The sequence below is a fragment of the Marivirga arenosa genome, from assembly GCF_030503875.2.
Lineage (GTDB): Bacteria > Bacteroidota > Bacteroidia > Cytophagales > Cyclobacteriaceae > Marivirga > Marivirga arenosa.
In genome coordinates this window covers 545,078-565,992 of the sequence record NZ_CP129968.2, presented here as the reverse complement: position 1 = coordinate 565,992, position 20,915 = coordinate 545,078, and the positions used below count along the sequence as shown (strand labels likewise).

Genomic DNA, 20,915 nt, shown 5'->3' with positions numbered 1-20,915 from the left:
TTATTGTAATCGCCCAAAGGCATCTGTTTTAATTAAAATTAATGTGTTTTCACCTCCGAAAATGGTTTTACCTATAGTATAAATACCATCATTTATCATAAGGGCATCCATTAATTCCTCATTTTCATTAGTGCCAAAGGCCTTAGAGAATATTTCACCTCCATTAGCATTTCTTCGGGAAAAATAGAAGTTGGTTTGTCTATTTTCGGAGCCATCAATCTGTAATGATTGAAAGCCTGTTACCAAATATCCAGATTCCGTTTTCTGTACATTATTCAGAAAAACATCACCTGATTCACCAAAAACAAAAGAACTTCCGCTTTCTTGGCTGTAATAGAATAGTTGATTATTGCCGTTTTGTGTTAGTTCTCCAAACACAATTGGATTCATATTTATCATCAATAATTTTTCAGCCTTAACAGAAGAAGATAAATTATTTCCGATGTGAATTTCCTGATCATTAACCTGCAACAGATTGGGTTGTACTTTTGCCAGATAAGACCTGGTTCTATTATAAGCCCATATATATTCTCCAACTGCATTTCTATAGACTTTTGTAGCGGGTGGAACATCATATTTTTCTGCCGATTTAATATCGATAATATTGGAACTACTTAAATCAATTCTTCCGATAATGGGATAGGATGTTTGATCTTTAAATTCTTGAGCAATGAATAATAATTCATTTTGATCTTCGGCCACCCCGTACAAATTATAGGTAGCAGAATTATGGTGGGTAGTAGCACTTAGCGAATCAAGATTACTGTTAATTTTATAAAAAACTAAACTACTATCTTCAGCTATACTATTGATAGAGGTTGAAGCAATTACTATTTCATCATTTGTTAATTTTAGAACATCTTTAGCAGACCAATTTTCATTATTTTCAGGTAAATATCTTTCATTTAAAACATTACCGTTTAAATCAATTTTCAGTACGCGAATTTTTCTAATTTGCTCTCCTTGCTCAAAAGAAGTGGTGTTAGACACAATTAGTAAATTTCCATCCGATAATGACCTAATTGCGATTGGGTTATCTGTACCTCTTCCTTCTAAAATCTTAAAATAATTTTTAGGAGTTACTGGTTCAAGTCCTTCCTCGGTATTACAAGCTAGCTGCAATAATCCAATGTTGAGAATTAGTATGTAAATTAAAAGCTTTCTCATTTTTTAAGTTCTGGTTTAAAATATGGAAAACGAATGCCTAATCTTAACCAAATCGCGTGGCCTTTATAATCAAAATTGGAATAAGCAACGCTATTCAATTCTAATCTTTGTTGCTCTGTCATCGCAGACTTATTTACTTCATCTAAAATTCTATATTGAAATAGCAGTTCAGTGGTGATAAAATTCACACCCAATTCTTTAAAATTGGCTCTCAACCCTAAAATTCCGCTCATATTAAATTGATTTCTGAAGGATAACATGTCATAATTATTCAACTCTTCCCCTAAGCCATTAAGATTAACACCTGACATCAATAAATAATGAAAAGATGGCCCAGCTGTGGCTTCCAATAAGAATTTTTTGACCCAAGGAAGTTTATAATTAACTAGAATTGGCATTTCTAACCATTGCTGTGTTTCTTCAATAATTTGAAAATTATTACCTTCAGCACTTTCTATTGGCCTGTTAAGAATTGTATTTCTGAAATTGTAAATAGCTTCTAAATTCGCTGAAATTTCTTTGGTAATTGGATATTGAAAAAATAAGCCGCCTGATATTCCTAGTGGAAAATCGTAAGTACCTGGAAGTAATAAATTATGATTACTTTCATACTGAATCTGCATGATATTGTAGGAAGCGCCCCCTTTAAAGCCGAAAAAAAACTTTGGTTCAGCATCAAAATTTTCCGCAAGAATTATCAATTCGATAGGGTCAGATTCCTCATTTGGTGTAAACTCAGGATTAATCTTAAGAAGTTTTAAATAGGATTTTTCTGCTTCAGCTTGATCTTCATTAAATAAGTGAGATAATGTTATTAACCTGAGCGCCTCAACTTTTTCCTCCTTTGTAAATCCATCTTCAACACAATTTGATAATAGGTTCGAAAGAGTTTTTAGCCTTCCTTCATCATATGCATTTCGAGCATCTCTTAAATTTTGAACGCAGGAAGTCTGCGCATTACCTAAAAAGGAAAATGCCAATATACAGAAGCTTAATATGATTATTTTATTGACTGGCATCCGTTAATTTTTCAAGGTTTTCACACGTTTTTTCATAATCTAAATCACTGCCTATATAAGTAGCCCATTCCGTTTGTGACATATTTCTGTTTAACTCATTGCAAAGTTTATCTCCCATAATTTCTGTTGAATAAGGCCATACTTTTATAAGCCCATCTTCTGATGCTGAGAAAATCCATTTGTTATTTGCACTAAAATCAGTTGACCAAACCCAGTCATCATGATCAGATAATACTATAGGGGGTTGAGTAATTTCAGAAAGATTCCAAACTCTTACAGTTTTATCTTTAGCAGCCGATAATAATGCGCTTCCATTATCGCTTACTTTCAGTTCGTCTATTCCTCCCATATGTCCTGTTAATGCGTTTAGAGCAGAAAAATTATAGTCAGTGAATAGGTTTACAGTTCCATTTATATCACCAATCACGATAAAATTAAATTTAGAGGTAATAGTGCTTAATTCTGCTGAATTGGTAAACATAATCGTGGCATCTTCACCGGCTTTATTAATTTTGACTAAGTCACCATTTTCTGTGGCTAACCAGATATTATCCTTATTCTCTTCTACTGTAAAGTCATTAATTTTTATATCGGATTGATAAATCTTTTGGCTTTTTCCATTTACCAGTTTCTTAATTGAAGTACCTCCTTCATCCAAAACCCAAATATGATCATCTGCCAAATACATTTTAACAAAAGCACCACTTACTCCTTTAATAATTTTAGGATCTGGTCTGTTTTGAGTTAAATCATAACTTTCAATAATGGATTCCCCACTTTCAGTAATGAATTGCCCTGCTGCAAACATGATGTTATTTTCCTCATCAAAAATCATGGATTTTACCACCCTTCTATTTCTAATTGGGGCAATAGTATCGGCTACCCATTGACTAGAAGTTTCAGTCCATTTTAATATACTTCCTTGGGCCCCTGCAGAATAAAACTCATTATCATTTTTACCTCCAATTACTACTTTCGCTGATTTATTATGCCCTTTAATTTTATGGGTAAGCGGATGATTGAATTCTTTCAATGCATAATACAAGCCATCATAAATTTCAGGGTCATAATTATAATTACTGTAGCGCTTACTAAAGCTGTAGGCTTGTTGAGCTAATAAGCCTTTCAGTTGTGGATCATTCAACTGAGGCGCTTTTACAGCAATAGCATTAGCAATCGCTAAATATCTCAATTGATCAGCTCTGGCTTTTTCCTGCTCTGCTCTTTCTTTTTCTAAATTAGCTTGCCTTTCAGCTTCTCTGGCTGCTATTGCAGCCTGACTCGCTTCTCCTTCAGCTTTAACGGCTGCTATTCTTCTCTCTTCTGCTAAGGCTGCGGATTGTGTTGCTTGAATTCTTCGTTGCTCGGCTAGATCTGCACTTTCTTCCGCATCATTTTTAGCTTCTGTGGCTTCTTCCTCTTTCTGAATTGCTATTAATCTTTGTTCTTCTGCTAACTCTTTCTGTTGTTCTGCAATATCCTTTTGCTCCATAGCGAGCCTTTCATTACGTTCAGCAACAGTTTGCTGATAGAAAGCATAAATCAAGAACAATACTGATATCACAGTAGCTCCAGCCATAATGAGAGCTGTTAATCGAGCAGTCCTTAATCTTCTTTTTTGTTGTAGTTCCTTCGCTCTTTGCTCTATTTCATATTCCTCTGCTGAATGCTCTAAAAAAGAAATCGTTCTTTCATAAGCAGGGTGATACCGTTGCCCCCAAACTAATGTTGGGTTATGTTTTTCTTTCCAGTTTAAGGCTAATTGCAAATCAGGCGGTCGCCACAAACTGGTTTTTCCCTGTTGAAACATATCAGCAGCTTGAGCTAGCCTTTTATACATAGCCACAGCATCGGCTTCATCATTCACCCAGTTTTTCAAGCGGCTCCAAATTCTCATAATACTCTCATGAGAAATATCAATGATGGAATTACTATGCAATGGAATTCCAAATTGTGGAGTTAGTAAAGAGCGACTAGGGTCTCTAAATTTCTCAATAACTTGAATGATTTTCTCTTCGGAAGAATTTGCAATTGCTGCAATTTCATGAAGCTGAGTGGGTCTTCTTACTCCATAACTTCCACCCCCTCTTTTTTCAGTGATTGCTTTAAATAAAAATTCGCAATTTCTTTGTTGCTCCTCATTCAATTCTTCATAAGCCTCATTGGCATGCATGGATAAGGCTTCCGACATAGTACCAATTGCTTCATAATGCTTGATGTCTAGTGGCTCATGATCATAATCTCTAAAATGGCTCCAATAATCCCAGGTACGCATTAAAGCATGCTGCAAAATGGGGAGTTGATCTGGATTATCTCCTAAATCATTTAGTAATTGCTGCGTTAATCTTGGAGCAATCTCAGCATTTCCTACTGCAACAGGACCAGTAATTGCTCTTCTTTTTTGCTCCCTTGTCATTTGAGGAATTAGATACTGGCTATCGTTAATTTGACGAGTTAACTCAGGAAACTGTGAACACTCACCAATGAAGTCTGAACGCATAGTGATGGCCACGTAAATAGGCACATCCGCATGATTCACGGCTTCCATTAATAGGTTTATGAAAGCTAAAGTTTCATTAACGGATTGCATATTTGAGGAATCCTTGAAGCGAAATAGCTCCTCAAATTGGTCAACTAGTATTAAATAGTTCTTTTCTTCATCTCCTTTGATTTGCATAATGGTTTCTACCAAACCAACCGATGAACTCTTAAGAAGTGATGAAATTATGGTTTGTTTAATTTTAGCATCCTCTTCAGATATTTTTTTGCCCTTGGAATCTGATTTAAAAATAGATTGTGCTAGATTATCAATAGGAGCTGCTCCTGGGCGAGTAACTACAACTTCCCAATTTGTAGAACGACCAGTTAAAAAGCCTCCATAAAGGATAGGTAAAACACCACAATAAATAAAAGAAGATTTACCACTTCCTGAAGGACCAATTACTCCTACAAATCTGTGTTTCGAAAGTTTTAGTAATACTTCATCACTTTGGCCTTCTCTTCCAAAAAACAGATGACTTTCCTCAATTTTAAAAGGACGCAAGCCAGGGAAAGGATTATTCTTTTTCCCGTATTGTGTGCTTTTATTATTCGATATGCTTACTTTTTCGTCTTGCATTTTTAGCTTTCTCTTGCCACATTAGCATGGCTTTCATCAAAAGCCACTTTTACATCACTAATAAATTTACTTAAATTTTTTGAATCTTTAGTTGTATCTACCTCTACTTCATATCTACTAATAAACTCATCCTCAGTACCTTTTGACTTTTCAGATATCAAAAGCTTCCCTAATACCGGCTTTGATCTTCCAAATCCAGGAGCCTTAAGCAAATCAAGTAATTTCATATAAACCCACTGATTATTGACTTCGCTTTGATACACTATTGCTGCATCCATTTTCTTGAGTGCGTCAATATGCTTATTTCTTAAATCCATCAAGCCCCCCTGAGCTTCTAAAGTGATCAACTCCACATCAAACTGCTGAATATCTTGCTTTAACTTAGTGGCAGAAATGGAATCAATCTCATCATAAATAAGGTAAATGATAGGTTTTTTCTGCTCATTATATTCTTTCTGACTCCTTAATTTCTTATTAAGTCCTTTATCTAATAATTCTTCCCAAAGGGTATTTTTGAAATCCTCCAAAGAGGTTTGTAGTACTTCTGCCCCAAAGGATACTTTATCATCACGCTTAATATTGTGTATAAAGGAGCGCTGCTTTTCACTAGCATATTTTAAAGCAGGGCTAATCCAGATTAGGCGATTAAAATCAGAAGAATGACTTTTCGCAAAATCAGCCGCCATACTATTCTGAATATCCATAATTGAATTTTCAGAGCCGTTAGGAATAGTTCCATATGAGGCTCCAATCATATGAATGGAAAAATGACATTTCTCTAAATCAGCTTTTATTGATTTTTTAATTGCTGCTGAAGTATGAGGTAATAAACTCTTAGGAAAAACTTCATATCCATGGCGAGTCAATTCTCTTTTAATGATATTTCTGGCTCCTGCCAAATCCTGCCCAGTTTCAGCTAGGTATATAGCTCTTCTTCCATGCTTTTCTTTTTCACTTTCTTTATGGTTCATTTTAAGGATGGTTTCATATATATCGAAACATAAATCCACCATCTTCATCCAATAGCCCTTTTCTGCTTCCTTTGAGAAGAACTCCATAAGTTCTTGTTCCTCATTTTCAGTATTTAAATAAAAGATGTACGACCTAAGCGCTTTAAGCTTTTCTGGCATATCCACATAGGCTAATGGAGATTTGAAAACGGGAAATGTAGTTTCGTTTGCTTTTTCAGCTTTGGATGGTTGAAATAACTCTTCTATTCTATCAAGGCAAGCACCGGATAGTATAAAATCTGGAGATAAAATTGGAATAAATAAACTATTCTTACCGAACTTAAATTGAGGAGTTTCATCAGAAATTAAATTGATTTTAATCTCTCTATTCATAGTCTGCTTTAGCATCATGAATAGAAACTTTTCAAAATAGCTTACCCAGCCCTTATCGTCCAGAATTGGCTCATTATCTCTTTCAGAATATATAATACTTACTTCTAGCTTGTCATTCATATTTTTGATTGATAATGTTGGGTAATGGCAGTAAATAACTGATTTGTAAATTCTTGACTTCTAGACATTAATGTGTAGAAATTATTGATATTTAGTTGAAATACTACTGCATTTTCATCTGCGATTAGGCTTTCGGCTTTGAGATGTTTTTCAGGGATAAATAACTCTCCATACACATCCTTTTCTACTAGTTTCACATCTGCTTCAAATTCAGTCTGTAGATGTAGACTACCAGACGCTACTACATAAATGGCATTATTCTCGAGATTTTTTAAATCAATTTTATCCCCTGTCTTTAGTCTGATTACTTGAGTATTATCAGCCAGTTCACATAATTGATCACCATTTATTTTATGGAATATTTCAATTTGTTTTAGAAACATCACGATTTCTACTAATAAGAAATACCCATCATTTAAACCATCATCCAATTGATTACTTGAAATGATTTTGATCAGTTGGTCTTGATCTTCTTGATTTAATCTTGAAATTACCTTTTCATATTGCTCTCTATTTCGATGATACAGCAACCAAACAGCAACTTCCTGTAATAGTCTGTCTTTGTTAAAGATGTGAGCAATTACTGCGTAACTGGGTTCATAACCTTCGTGATAGGCTAGAGAATATAGAGCACAAGCTTTTATCCAGCGAGAAATCTGATTATAGTCTCTATTTAAGATGTTTTTTAATAATTGGAGTGGTTCAAATTTTTCACGAGGAAAAAAGTTATCAAGCAATTTAATTTTTTCACTAGTGCTAATATCATCAACCAAAGGAAAGAGTTTTGACTTTAATTCTGAATCAATGAACATATCCAGAAGCTCAATTCCATAGGCAATTCCTTCTGAAGTATCTGATAGGATATTTTCTTTTACCAGCGATACTGATTCAGTATCATAGATTAAAGAGAGCAATAAAAAAACCTGTTCATAATTATGCCCAATTTCCTCTTTAAAAGCTTGTCTTAATATTTCAAATTTTTCTTCCTTAGGTAATTCTTGCAAAGCCGCCATATTCCAAATGGCCTTCCCAATTTCTTCTTCTATTAGGGTTATGATAATTTGGGCTTGATTTCCTTCCGCATTAAAATCCTCATACCCAAACCCATTAAGCATTTCATAAACCACTCTTTTGTCTGGGTAATCAATTTTTTTCAACAATAAAGCTTCGGCTTCATCTCCACCAATTTTACCCATAATTCTCACAACAGCCATTTTAATTTTATCAGATTGGCCTGACTTGTGAAAAGCTGATTCTAAATGATGTAACACTTCTTTTCCTGCCGAAATGAGGGAAGCTGCTGCTGCATGACCAAACTTCTCAGTACCAAGCAAATCAATCAAAATATTCCAGGTTTCATGTCTTTTCAGAATCCTGGCGGTTTCAATCGCTTCCATTCGGACTTCTATGTTGGCATCCTTCAATAAATCGAGTAGTAGGAATATATTTTTAGCATCCGCATGTTGCCTGAAAATTCTAGCTGTGTAAAGCCTTTTGGCAGGATCTAATGACCGCGCCCAATTACTCAGTTGATCAAAGCTCACCGGAGCCACATCTCTAGATTGGTTTTCCTTTAATGCTTTTTCAGCTAGTTTTTTAAGGGTTAAATCTGAATTTTCATTAAAGGCATGTTGATCGTCCCCTAAGTATTCTCTCATTTTAGGCGAAATGTCACCTTTGAAATTTTGCTTGAAAGCATTGAACTCTTCTGGCTCGAGCTTTTCCATCAATTTTAACCCATAAAGCCTTCTATGTTCTTCATCACTATTAACCTGCTTATGCAATAATCGGCTAATGGAGTTTTCATTCTCATCAACTTTATTTTTTTCCTTATTTTTTACCAAAGTTTTTTGCAAAGTGGATCTGTAGCCACCGTGCATTCTTTGAGTTACAAAATACCAAATTATTAAAAGTGGTAATACAGCTACTGATATGGTTAATAAATTGAATACCTCTACATTATTTAACACTATAATGATAGCACCGGCAATCATCCCGGCAAAAGCATTAACAACTCCTTGTATTTTTACCTGAATATCGAATCTACTTTCAACATCAAGTGGAAGGAAATACAATTTAAAAGTAGGTTCATCTAATGCATCCTTCAAAGAAGTAACAAAAAGCTTACTTACGGCTATGGTTACAAAGAAGAATATAAATGTGGGATCATCAGGAGTAAAGCCAAATCCGGCACCTATCAAACATGCTGCACCTACCATAATCATAATTAGGATTGGATTGATAAGCAGGGAAACTTTTAATCCATATAGTGAAATGATTTTATCCGTAGCAAAAGTTTGGAATAAAAAGCTGAAAATGATGATTGTACCATTAAAATACGCTAAAAAGGTTGCCAAATTACTTTCTTCAAATTGCGCTGATGCAACACTAAAGAAGGAGTAATCAATAAAAGTAATGGCTATTACACTTACCAATACGAAACCTACCATTAGCAACATGTATTTGTTACTCAATACATTTTTATAAGACACAAACTCACTTCTTTCCCCTCTTCTAATATGCTTTTTTGAGCTATTCATTAGCCATAGAAAAGACAAATACATCCCACCAAGACTAAAAACACTTAAGGTAATTAGATCCTTCTCTGCAAAATCAGGCTGATTCAATAAGAATGGGATTACAATTAATAGAGCTAAAATTGAAGCAGTTAGCTGACCAGTATCAATTCCTCCGATAATTCTTTTGGACTGCCTAAGATCAAATAGTCTTCCGAATGCACCCCAGAAAATTAATAGAATAAGATACGTAAAGGGCAATACAAAAGTAAAAGTGATAAAATATAATGGGGATACATCTGGTAAGTATGCATACGCTACCTCTACAGAAATTAATAACAGGAATATTACTAGTAGGGTATAGCCTGCTAAACGTACGAAGCTAATTTTTGACTGAAAGTAATTAAAAAGATAAGTCGCTATTACACCAATAGCTCCTGAAACTACAATTGCTAAAGGTAAGTCCGTTTCTTCACTGAAATTATTCAGAAAAAGTGCTTCAGCCCCAACCGATAAGCCAGAAACAAAGAAGCCCATGAAAAAACCCATGAGTAATAGTAAAAATACTCTTTTGGATTCTGGCTCTTCGGCATTTAAAACATTTAGGACTAACTTTTTCAAAAAAACAGTATCTACATAATATCGGTGTAATTTATGCTATTTATCTACATTGTAATATTTTTTCAATAAATATTTAGACTTTATTTCGATGAGTGGCTATATTTAAAGGATAGTAAACAATATGTGATTAAACATCTATTTAAGCTCTTGTAATTGAGAAGTAATAAATTGCACCTTTTACTAGAAAAGAATATAAGATTAACAAAAAGCACACTATACCAACATCATTGTTCGTCATCCTTTTTAGAATTCAGTTTTCGAATGTATCGGTTCAATACAAAAGCTGCGGTCCAGAAGGCTAAGGCTACTAAAGTATACTCCATGGCTTGGTCACCTGCATACCTAAGGCTGTAATAAAACACCATAATCATGATGATTACCAAAACCCAATATACTATTCTTAAAATCTTAGTTAACTCCATTCTATTTTATTTCAATAATTCGTAGGCAGCTTCAACATATTCATACACATCATCAGGGTGATTACTAGTATAAAGCTTGCTTCTGCTTTTACCTAACCTTACTACTACAGCATTTTTATCTTTCAAAACAAATACATATTGTCCTAAAATTCCTCTTGCATATGGAATTTGCTTTCCTTCATAATTCAAAATCCACCACTGGTAACCATAGTATGTTAACTCTTTTTCCGAGCCGAATAATTTTGCTGGCTGAGTGGCAACTTTTATATAATCTTCAGGTACTACTTGTTCCCCGTTCCATTCTCCATTATTCAGAACCAATTGGCCAATTCTGGCAAAATCTCTGGCTGTGCTATTAAAGCAACAAAATGCCTTCTCCATTCCACCTGCTCTATCTAAACTCCAAAGTGCATCATGTTCTGCTCCAATTTTTCGCCATAAACGATTCGTAGCGTAATCACTTACTGATTGACCGGTGGCTGCCTCGAGTATTTCTGCCAAGATTTGAGTATTTATGCTTTTGTAAGCAAACTCCTGAGCTGGTTCTCCATCCATCTTCAATTCATCAACCAGCTTCTTTAAATCGTGACCATAGTAGGCTTCAGTAGTTTTTGAAAATGGGCTCATATAAGCTTCATTCCAGTCAATACCTGAGCTCATAGTGAGAACATCTTTAATGGTAACTTCTGATTTATCCCCTTCTTTGAAGGATTCTAAATATTCAGAAACGGGTTCAAAAACACTCTTAATTTTGCCCTCATCTATTGCTATGCCAATAAGTAAACTCACTATACTTTTTGCTGCTGAAAAAGAGTTAGAAATGGCTTCTTCATCATATCCTAAAAAGTATTTTTCATAAAATATTGCAGTATCTTTTACAATTAGGAAAGCTGTGGTTTCATAGGATTCCAGAATTTCTTGATAAGTCTGACCCATTTCATATTGGTTATACTGAGCTGAAATGGCCCAAGCTTGTGGATTGCTAGCGGCTACGGTTCTATTCTCAAATATTTCATAATCGTCAATATTAGCTGTTAAATGCAAAAAAGCATTTTGAGAATAATCAGGCAGGAAAAGAAAAGTAATACCCAATAAAACGATGATAATAAATGATACACCTAGTGTTTTTCTTAACATAAATTCAAGACAATTTTATAAACCAAGCAAAAATACATTTTCAAAAAGTAATAATATCATTAAAACAAATTGAATTTCTAAATTAACATTTCTCTGCTACCTTCGTATTGAAAGTGACATCAAAAATTTAAACTAAACCTAATTATATTAATATGAAAAGAGGTCTTTTAATTACGATTGGCATCATTGTTTTAGTTGCCATTATCATATACCGAGTATTTGCTGGTTCTTATAACAATATGGTTACAAAAGAAGAGCAAGTAACTTCAGCATGGTCGCAGGTTGAAAATGTTTATCAAAGAAGAGCTGACTTAATACCGAACTTAGTAAATACGGTAAAGGGATATGCTGATTTTGAACAAGAGACACTTCAAGGTGTAATTGAAGCGAGGTCAAAAGCAACTGGTGTTAATATTAACGCAGATGACTTGAGTCCTGAAAAAATCCAGCAATTCCAGCAAGCACAACAAGGCTTAAGTTCTGCTTTATCTCGTTTAATGGTAGTAGTTGAACGATATCCAGATTTAAAGGCCAATCAAAACTTCTCAAAATTACAAGATCAATTAGAAGGAACAGAAAATAGAATTGCTGTAGAAAGAAGAAGATTCAACGAGGTAACCAGAGACTACAATACCTATATCAGAAAATTTCCTCAAACCATGCTAGCAGGTATGTATGGTTTTGAGAAGAAAGGATATTTCGAAGCTGACCAAGGAGCAGAAAATGCACCTGAAGTGAGTTTCGATTAATTGAAAATAGCAAGTGATAGTAAAGGGCTTCAAATCAAATTTTGAAGCCTTTTTTATTTGTAAATCTTTGCAAACAACAAGCTAATGCAGGTGTTGATATAATATGGAAATTCAAGAAAACACAGTAGTTACTTTATCATATCACGTTAGAAAAAAAGATGAAGAAGGTGAATTAGTTGACTTTTCAGGGCAATCTTATCCGTTAAGATTTCTCTTTGGAAGTGGAAAAATGCTACCCTATTTTGAAGAGCAGTTAAAAGGAAAAACCCAAAATGAGACCTTTGCCTTCAGATTACCCGCTGATTTTGCTTATGGTAAAAAGGATGAAAGTTTAATCAAAACAATCCCAAAAGCTGATTTTAAAGAGAAAGAAGGCTATACTGAAGAAACCTTGGAAGTAGGCGCTTACATACGGTATGAGAATAGTGAAGAATCACAAAGTGGAAGAATAATTGATAAGAATAAATCAGACGTAAAGGTAGACTTCAATCACCCATTAGCCGGACAAGATTTGTTTTTTAAAGGCAATATCATATCAGTAAGAAAAGCCTCTTTTGAAGAAATTGAAAGACAACATCATATTGAACCAGATGGCATTCGCTTTCAATAAGCACAATAACATTTAAAGAATAAGGCCGTATTCTTTGGAAGATTTATTAAATTTATGTCATGGCAAAAGATGCATTTACAGAAGAAGAAAAGAAAAAAATTGTTAGCGCTATAAAAGAGGCGGAGTTGAATACTTCAGGAGAGATTCAAATTCACTTAGAAAATCATTGCAAGGAAGATGTGATGGATCATGCGGCTTACATTTTTAAAACCCTTAAAATGCATAAAACGAAAGAACGAAATGGAGTTCTTTTTTATATGGCTGTGAAGGATCATAAGTTTGCTATTTTAGGTGATGCAGGTATTAACAATAAAGTTCCTGAAAACTTTTGGGATGACATAAAGGAACATATGCTAGCCCACTTTAAAAAAGGAGATCTCACAGCTGGACTAAGCGAAGGAATCAAAATGGCAGGAGAACAACTCGCATCCCACTTTCCTTATCAAAAAGATGATGAAAACGAATTGCCAGATGAAATTTCATTTGGGAAGAATTAAGACCATGAAATATTACCCATTCGTTAACTAATCAATCGCATCAACTCTCTTCTGCTTTTTTGATAAGCATCATTAAATCTTGATAATATCAATGCATAACTAGCCACTAAAATCACCAATGGGAAAATAATGGTCAATGCATTTTCCCCCTGTGAATAAGAAACTATTGAGAACATTAACATTAGGATTACCCAAAAGCCTAAAAAATATTTTACGCTTGGGAAAAGCTTAAACTCAAGATGAATTAAACTTCCTGATTGACCACCTTCAACCTTTCCTTTGATTAAAGGTAAAAAATTATTCGGTCGACTTACAATTTGAGAAATAGCAAAAGCATTCTCGCTTACATTACCATTAAATAAAAATACCTCCTCTTCCTCATCACCTAATGATCGGTTTTTAAAGGATTGATATTTTACAGGTTTTACGGCCAGCTTCATCCTTCTCATCACTTCATTTTGCCCTAAGGGGCTCAGAAACATTTCCGATTTAGCTGGCCATAATTGCATTATTTAACGGCAATACAACTGATTTCAACATTTACATCTTTAGGTAAACGCGCTACTTCCACTGTTTCCCTTGCCGGTGGGTCTTGCTTAAAATACATTCCGTAAGCTTCGTTTATAGTAGCAAAATTACCCATATCTTTTACAAAAATACTGCACTTCACCACATCTGAAAAGCCTAATCCTGCTTCAGATAATATAGCTTCAAGGTTTTTCATAACTTGATGTGTCTCTTCTGTAATATTTTCATTGATCAATTCTCCAGATTGTGCATCCAAAGCTATTTGACCTGAAACATACAATGTGTTTCCTGCTAAAATTGCTTGATTATAAGGCCCAATGGGAGCAGGAGCCTCTTTTGTTTGAATGATTTGTTTACTCATCTCGCTTTTTATAATTAGTTCATTAACTTTGGTTCAAAACTAACAAATTATGAATATACTTGTTGTTGGGTCACCCATAAACCAAGAAGAAATCATATCTAAATTTGGTGAAAAACACCAAATCACAACTTTCAATGACCTTACTGAAATCACTGAAGAAGCTTTTTTTAAGGCGGATGTAGTTTTTGACTTTTTCATCGCTGAGGAACCAGAAGCACTTCAATTCTATGAGCAAAGACCTGATCTAACCATATTCACAAATATGGCTATGAGTAGCTTTGGCAACTTAAAAATTTTCCAAAGTCAAACACAAAATACAGTTTTTGGATTTAATGGACTTCCTACATTTGCAGGTCGAGAAATATTAGAATGCACTATTGAAAATGCGCTCGATAAAGAAAAATTGAGCTTGATGTGTGGTAAATTAGAAACGGATTTTGAAATCGTTGAGGATAGAGTAGGGATGGTTACTCCAAGGGTAATCTGCATGATTATAAATGAGGCATTCTATACTTTACAAGAAGGGACTGCTGAAAAAGAAGATATTGATTTAGGAATGAAATTAGGAACCAATTATCCTAATGGACCTTTTGAATGGGCTGAAAAAATTGGAATAAAAAACGTCTATGAATTATTAGAGTCCGTATATGAAGATACTAAAGAAGAAAGATATAAAATCTGCCCTCGATTGAAAAAAGAATATTTAGCTTTAGTGTAATTGATTTAATTAAATAAAAACTTTCTAGCTTACTATGGCACAAAATCAAGAGTATAGTTTATTCGAAGATGTATGCAGTTTCGTTGATGATGCAGCTCAGCATATGGAGCTTCACCCAGGTTTATTAGAGCAAATCAAGCAATGCAACAGTATTTATAAATTCCATTTCCCAGTTCGTATGGATGATGGATCTTATCAAGTTGTAAAAGGCTACAGAGTACAGCATTCTCACCACAAACTCCCCGTTAAAGGAGGTATTAGGTTTAGTGAGATGGTTAATGAACAAGAAGTAATGGGATTAGCATCCTTAATGACTTTTAAATGTGCTATGGTAAACATTCCATTTGGCGGTGCTAAAGGTGGTGTAAATATTGACCCATTGGCCTACAACACTCGTCAACTTGAAAAGATTACTAGGAGGTACACCTCTGAATTAATTAAAAAGAAATTTATAGGGCCTGCGATTGACGTACCTGCCCCCGATTATGGTACAGGCGCCAGAGAAATGGCCTGGATAGTCGATACCTACGAAGCTTTTAATCCTGAAGCCATTAATGCAAAAGCATGTGTAACAGGAAAACCTCTTTCTCAACATGGTATTGAGGGAAGAACTGAAGCAACTGGTATGGGTGTTTATATTGGCATTAGAGAGGCTGTTAGTGTGAAAGAAGATATGGAATCTTTAGGATTGACCACAGGTTTGCAAGACAAAAAAATCATCATACAAGGATTAGGTAACGTAGGTTTTTATTCCGCTAAGTACCTTTCAGAAGCTGGAGCTAAAATTATAGGTGTTGCAGAATGGAATGGTGGAATTTGGGATGAAAATGGAATTGATATTGAAGCTTTAAAAGAATATCAAATTGAGAACAAAGGTTTTGAAGGTTACCAAAAAGGAGAGTTTGTTAAAGAGTCAATATCATTACTGGAAAAGGAATGTGACATTCTAGTTCCTGCTGCTTTAGAAAACCAAATTACCAGTGAAAATGCTGGAAAAATTAAAGCTAAAATTATAGGAGAGGCTGCTAATGGTCCTATTACCAAAGAGGCTGAGAAAATACTACTTGAAAAAGATGTTTTCGTAATTCCAGACATGTACCTAAATGCAGGTGGTGTTACCGTTTCATATTTTGAATGGCTTAAAAATTTATCAAGAGTATCATTTGGTAAGTTAGAGAAGCGCTATGATATGGAGAAATATAAATTCCTATTGGATAGCATTGAAAACGCAACGGGTGATGCATTTAAACAAGAACAAAGAGATGCCATTGTGAAAGGAGCAAGTGAAAGGGATTTAGTAATTTCTGGTTTAGAAGAAACTATGGTAACTGCTTATCATGATTTAAATGAAATGCGAAAAAATAAGAAAATCAAAAGCTTAAGAACTGCGGCTTTCATTTTAGCAATTGAAAGAATTGCTATCAGCTATACGGATATGGGTATTTTCCCTTGATTTTTTTTACAAAACTTATCCAAGGCTTGTCAATATTACTGACAGGCCTTTTTTATTTCAGAGCACCACAGACATGAGTGTTTTTCCTTAGGATAATTAATATTTCCTCTTTTAAATATTTATACTAATGGTTGCATACAAGTTTTCAATGGTTACATTTGTATAAACTAAACTTATAATTATGAACAAAAAATTATTATTACTAGCTCTTACTATGCTATTTGTTGGATCTGCATTTGCACAAAAATTATTAAGTCCATCATTTACTTATTCACACAAAAAAACATCTTATATCACCCTAAAAGATGGAACTGAAATAACTGGAACTATTAAAGATTTAGACAGAAAGAAAGGTTTGATTGATCAGATTAAAATTGAAAAAGAGGATGGTAAAAAAGTAAAGCTTAAGCCAGAAGATATTAAAGAAATGTACTTGCCTCAAAGCGGATTAGACAAAGTAAGTCAAGCAATGGATGCAATGTCTGATGCTCAAAAATGGAATAATGAACAAATCGATCAAGATTTATTAGATGACGGTTATGTATACTTTGAAAATGCAATGGTGTATTATAAAAAGAAAAAGAAAATGGAGCTTTTAATGCAGCTATTAAACCCTACTTTTTCTAAAGAAGTTAAAGTTTATCATGATCCTATGGCTAAGCAAACAATGTCTGTTGGCGTTGGTGGCGTAACCTTAGCTGGTGGATTAGAAAAATCATATTTTGTGAAAACGAATGATGGCGAAGCAGCTTATAAGCTAAAGAAAAAGGATTACGATGAAGAATATGAGGTAATGTGGGAAGGTTGTGATGAATTAATGAATTCAACTGACAGAGCATGGAAAGACTTAAGTAAACATGTAGTAGCTTTCTCAGATTGCCAATAATTTAAAATAAAAATAAAGCTCTGCCAGAATTTAATAATATCTGGCAGAGCTTTTTTCATAATGAACCACTAATTGAAATAGCATAATTCGTAATTACGAATTAACAATTATTAAATCACTTCATCCCCGGTTGTTTAATCTCATAACCAGTCTTCTCTTTTTCCTCAGCCACCATTTGTTTTACATCTTCCAATAATTTCTGAGCATCATAAATGATACCATCTTTAATGGTATATTTTACACCACCCACTCTGACTACTTCATTATACTCTGTTAATTTAATAGCACCAGTACCGTACAATACTTTTAAATTCTCTAATGGATTTTCTTCTACAATTACGAAATCTGCCAACTTACCAACTTCTACAGTACCAATTTTATCAGCCATGCCTAAAGCTTCCGCCCCATTTAAAGTTGATGACATCATAATTTCTAATGGATGGAAGCCTGCTTCTCTTAACAATTCCATTTCTCGAATATATGCAAAGCCATACAACTGAAATATAAACCCTGAATCAGAGCCTGTCGTTACTCTACCACCTCTGTTTTTATATTCATTCACAAAAGTCATCCAGAGTTTATAATTATTTCTCCAGGCAGTTTCTTCTTCAGTGCCCCAGTAATGCCAATACGAACCATGTGACACCATACTAGGTTGATAGAATTCCCATAGTGATGGCAGGGTGTAATCATCATGCCATTCCGCTCGGCTGGTGCGCATTAAATCACGGCTAGCCTCATAAATATTGAAAGTTGGATCAATGGTAAAATCTAAATCGATCAACTCATTCATTACAGAATTCCACTTATCAGAATAAGGAGGAGCCGCTTGCTCCCACAGCTTACCTGCCTCTGCAAATCGGTGTTGCTCATTATTATAATTGTAATCTAAAGGATAATGTTGAACTGTTTTATCAGTAAACATGGCTTCAGGTAAACCATACCAATGTTCCATGGAAGTCAAACCTGCTCTTGCGGAATTTAAAACATTCCATCTGGCAACATCTAATTGTGCATGATGCATGGCAGAACGTAAACCTAGCTTCTTATTTTCCTCTATAGCGGCTTGCATAATTTCAGGTGCCGCACCAAAAAACTTGATGCCATCCGCACCATTTTTAGCATTTTGTTGTACCCATTCTCGAGCCATGGCGGGAGTACTGATCGGCTCATCACTACCTTGCCCGAAAGCAGTATAGGCTAGAATTCTTGGTGCTGTTATTTTATTGGCAGCACTTTTTCTTTTATGCTCTAACACCCAGTCTAAACCATTTCCGGCAGAAGGATCGCGAATAGTGGTAATTCCATGTCCCATCCATAATTTGAAAACATATTCAGCAGATGTCCCCTGTGATTCACCTCCAATATGACCATGCATATCAATAAAGCCTGGCATTAAATACATGCCTGAAGCATCTAATTCTTTACCGCCTTCTTTTAATTTGGGTCTATTCTCATCTTTGATTTCAACTCCGGGATATCCTACCGTTTCAATTTTTACAATTTTGTTTTGTTCCACTACTATGTCAACCGGACCCAATGGAGGGGCTCCGTTTCCATTGATCAGTGTAACGCCACGGATGATGAGTTGAGGCCAAGGACCTTCACCTTCTGTTCTTTCGGGAGCCTTTTCAATTTGAGCCCAAAGTGCAGTTTGAATAAATACTGCAATTAGTATTAGTAATGTCTTTCTCATATTTGAATGCTTTTGCTAATAAATTCAATATAAGAAAGATTGTTTGAATGATAGAGTTGTATTTGAAGAGTGGAGAAATTTTCAGCTTACTCAATGATATCTATCCCCATTTTTCGCATTAAAGGCACTGCATTAAAAGTATGGCAAGGACCATTATGTAACTTATAATCAAACAGAATTTCTTCTCCGCTTACATCACTATTGAAACTATAGTTTTGGAAGTTGTTCAGTTCGTTTTCTAATTTAGCTAAGGATAAATCATGAGTTGATATTAATCCCATACTGTTGGTTTTCATCAACTGACGAATCAAACTCTCAGCCCCTATATTTCGGTCTTCTGAATTGGTGCCTTTTAATATCTCGTCTAATAAATAGAAAATTGGCCGCTCTTGAGGTCTTTTGGTCATATCAACCAGTTGCTTTAGTCGTTTTAATTCAGCATAAAATGAAGAGGTGTTTTCTTCCAAATTATCCTGTGTACGCATGCTTGTAAATAACTGCAATGGACTCAGAGCAATACTTTCTGCACAACAAACCGCACCCATTTGTGCTAAGATCATATTCACCCCTAAAGATCGCTCAAATGTACTTTTACCACTCATATTAGCCCCCGTAATCAAGGTGACTGCACCAGGACCGGTCATTTCAAAATCATTGCAAACCCTCTCATCATGTTTTAATAAAGGATGTCCAAGGTCTTTTGCTATTAAATCACATTTTGCATCTAATATTTCAGCGTTTTTATATTGCTCATGAGCAAAAGAAAATTCTGCCATACTCATGATGGCTTCCCATTTCCCAATAGCATCAAACCAATTTTCTATAGATTTTCCATAGTTGTTTTTCCATTTCATCAAACTATTTAAAACCCAATAATCAATTAATACAAAAGGATTAATAATCCAATACATCATCCCATTTCGAGCATGTAACCAATTAAAAATTTTAGACAGTCTCTTTATTTTTGTGGATGCTTTAGGGTTTTGAAAATACTGTTGAAATTCCTGTAATAGGGCAGAAGATACTTGCTTTTCCTCCGCCATTTTGAATAGGTTTTTATGCTGTTCCAGATGTTCAGCAATAGGCTTAGTTTCGGATTGCAGTCTCATAATGTTCTTTTGAACTGGTGCCAATACTAAAATATTGATCAGAAACCCAAGCCCTACAAATGAACCTGCTATAATTCCGGTAATTGCCAAAATGATTAAAACCAAAAGTTGGGTAATCGCTATATAGGGTAATATCCTAAAAGCTGGTTTAACTGATTCTGTTTCGGTATGACTAAAATATTTAAAGACCGCTTTTAATTCATATTCATCTTCCTTACCTTCTTTTATTCTACTTTCTGCCCACCATTCTAATCGCCAGTCAAAATCATCTTTTATCTCAGCAACCGCCTCTTGTCTTTGAATGATCTCACTTTTGCTGGCTGGTTTCTTAAACCAATTTGCTAAAGCATTTTGGCCAAAACTCAAAACGCTTCTATTCAATAAAGAGAAAAGAGAATGCCTACCAAAGACATCCATATCAGCAATATATTCATGTAAATGCTCATTGAATTGTTCTCCATCAGGAAGCGCATCTAATTTCAGGTTTAATCGGTCAATTTCTTCCTTAAGAAAGTTGATTCTATTTCGACATAATTCTAAACTTCTTTTTTTAGACTTATGCTTATTCACTAACCAGCCAAATATCAATGGAAAAGGAAGTAATACAATTGCAGTTGATGCTCCGTCTCTTTCGTTAATAAAATAAACCGCTAGAATAATTGAGGCCAAAAAATATAGCACTCTTATAGTACCAAATTGGTTAGTTTGCTTTCTGTACTTTTCTACATCAGATCGGAAACTTTCAATCTTACCTTTATAAAAATCAATCTTTTGTGCTATGCTCATGCTTCTTCCTTTTGGAGGTGTAAAGGTAAAGCTTGAAGATAATTTAAAAAGCTAAAACT

The 20,915-nt window shown here is 34.6% G+C and carries 17 protein-coding genes; 6 read left to right on the top strand and 11 right to left on the bottom strand.

All coding sequences use genetic code 11. The features are described 5' to 3' along the window. The 7 genes from QYS47_RS02470 to QYS47_RS02440 all read right to left on the bottom strand — a co-directional run bounded on the left by QYS47_RS02470 (window position 1) and on the right by QYS47_RS02440 (window position 11,463). Complete coding sequence (locus QYS47_RS02470) at window positions 1–1,167, bottom strand: immunoglobulin domain-containing family protein (protein ID WP_322347600.1); 1,167 nt, start codon at window positions 1,165–1,167, stop codon at window positions 1–3. After that, a complete protein-coding gene (locus QYS47_RS02465; RefSeq protein ID WP_322347599.1) occupies window positions 1,164–2,186 on the bottom strand; it encodes an outer membrane beta-barrel protein in 1,023 nt (340 codons plus the stop codon). The genes QYS47_RS02470 and QYS47_RS02465 overlap by 4 nt, the downstream gene beginning before the upstream one ends. Further along, the gene (locus QYS47_RS02460) at window positions 2,173–5,304 is read right to left on the bottom strand and encodes an nSTAND1 domain-containing NTPase (protein WP_322347598.1); all 3,132 of its coding nucleotides are present in this window, start codon (window positions 5,302–5,304) and stop codon (window positions 2,173–2,175) included. Before QYS47_RS02460 ends, QYS47_RS02465 begins: the two co-directional genes overlap by 14 nt. A gap of 2 nt (window positions 5,305–5,306) precedes the next feature. Further along, window positions 5,307–6,767, bottom strand: a complete 1,461-nt coding sequence (locus QYS47_RS02455) for a DUF4062 domain-containing protein (RefSeq protein WP_322347597.1) — start codon at window positions 6,765–6,767, stop codon at window positions 5,307–5,309. After that, window positions 6,764–9,904, bottom strand: coding sequence for a hypothetical protein (locus QYS47_RS02450; protein ID WP_322347596.1), 3,141 nt, complete (start codon window positions 9,902–9,904; stop codon window positions 6,764–6,766). The genes QYS47_RS02455 and QYS47_RS02450 overlap by 4 nt, the downstream gene beginning before the upstream one ends. A 224-nt stretch (window positions 9,905–10,128) precedes the next feature. Next, window positions 10,129–10,326, bottom strand: coding sequence for a hypothetical protein (locus QYS47_RS02445; RefSeq protein ID WP_302103092.1), 198 nt, complete (start codon window positions 10,324–10,326; stop codon window positions 10,129–10,131). A 6-nt stretch (window positions 10,327–10,332) separates the two neighbouring features. After that, window positions 10,333–11,463: a serine hydrolase domain-containing protein gene (locus tag QYS47_RS02440; protein ID WP_322347595.1), complete on the bottom strand. Its 1,131-nt coding sequence runs from the start codon at window positions 11,461–11,463 to the stop codon at window positions 10,333–10,335. 152 nt (window positions 11,464–11,615) lie between these two features. Here QYS47_RS02440 and QYS47_RS02435 point away from each other — a divergent pair, with 152 nt between their 5' ends. From QYS47_RS02435 to QYS47_RS02425, 3 genes are all read left to right on the top strand, one after another. Further along, on the top strand, window positions 11,616–12,212 hold the full coding sequence (locus QYS47_RS02435) for a LemA family protein (RefSeq protein WP_322347594.1): 597 nt from the start codon (window positions 11,616–11,618) through the stop codon (window positions 12,210–12,212). A 103-nt stretch (window positions 12,213–12,315) separates the two neighbouring features. Next, on the top strand, window positions 12,316–12,822 hold the full coding sequence (locus QYS47_RS02430; protein WP_308357924.1) for an FKBP-type peptidyl-prolyl cis-trans isomerase: 507 nt from the start codon (window positions 12,316–12,318) through the stop codon (window positions 12,820–12,822). Between the two features lie 59 nt (window positions 12,823–12,881). After that, window positions 12,882–13,319 (top strand): TPM domain-containing protein, encoded by a 438-nt coding sequence (locus tag QYS47_RS02425; protein WP_308357925.1) that lies wholly within the window; start codon window positions 12,882–12,884, stop codon window positions 13,317–13,319. A gap of 23 nt (window positions 13,320–13,342) precedes the next feature. On the opposite strand, the gene QYS47_RS02420 is transcribed toward QYS47_RS02425, so the two are convergent. Together QYS47_RS02420 and QYS47_RS02415 are read right to left on the bottom strand one after the other, a co-directional pair. Next, complete coding sequence (locus tag QYS47_RS02420) at window positions 13,343–13,828, bottom strand: hypothetical protein (RefSeq protein WP_322347593.1); 486 nt, start codon at window positions 13,826–13,828, stop codon at window positions 13,343–13,345. Beyond that, entirely contained in the window at window positions 13,828–14,208 is a 381-nt protein-coding gene (locus tag QYS47_RS02415; protein WP_322347592.1) for a RidA family protein, read from the bottom strand. Before QYS47_RS02415 ends, QYS47_RS02420 begins: the two co-directional genes overlap by 1 nt. A gap of 49 nt (window positions 14,209–14,257) precedes the next feature. Between QYS47_RS02415 and QYS47_RS02410 the strand changes: the two genes are divergently transcribed. The 3 genes from QYS47_RS02410 (at window position 14,258) to QYS47_RS02400 (ending at window position 17,265) form a co-directional block, all read left to right on the top strand. Then, window positions 14,258–14,926 (top strand): 3-hydroxyacyl-CoA dehydrogenase family protein, encoded by a 669-nt coding sequence (locus tag QYS47_RS02410; protein WP_322347591.1) that lies wholly within the window; start codon window positions 14,258–14,260, stop codon window positions 14,924–14,926. Window positions 14,927–14,960: 34 nt separating this feature from the next. Beyond that, entirely contained in the window at window positions 14,961–16,379 is a 1,419-nt protein-coding gene (locus tag QYS47_RS02405; RefSeq protein WP_322347590.1) for a Glu/Leu/Phe/Val family dehydrogenase, read from the top strand. A 181-nt stretch (window positions 16,380–16,560) separates the two neighbouring features. Then, window positions 16,561–17,265 carry a hypothetical protein gene (locus tag QYS47_RS02400; RefSeq protein ID WP_308357933.1) on the top strand — a complete coding sequence of 235 codons (705 nt, stop codon included), beginning with the start codon at window positions 16,561–16,563 and terminating at the stop codon, window positions 17,263–17,265. 115 nt (window positions 17,266–17,380) lie between these two features. On the opposite strand, the gene QYS47_RS02395 is transcribed toward QYS47_RS02400, so the two are convergent. Next, on the bottom strand, window positions 17,381–18,961 hold the full coding sequence (locus QYS47_RS02395) for an amidohydrolase family protein (RefSeq protein WP_322347589.1): 1,581 nt from the start codon (window positions 18,959–18,961) through the stop codon (window positions 17,381–17,383). Window positions 18,962–19,047: 86 nt separating this feature from the next. Beyond that, window positions 19,048–20,856, bottom strand: coding sequence for a MutS-related protein (locus QYS47_RS02390; RefSeq protein ID WP_322347588.1), 1,809 nt, complete (start codon window positions 20,854–20,856; stop codon window positions 19,048–19,050). Window positions 20,857–20,915 lie beyond the last annotated feature (59 nt).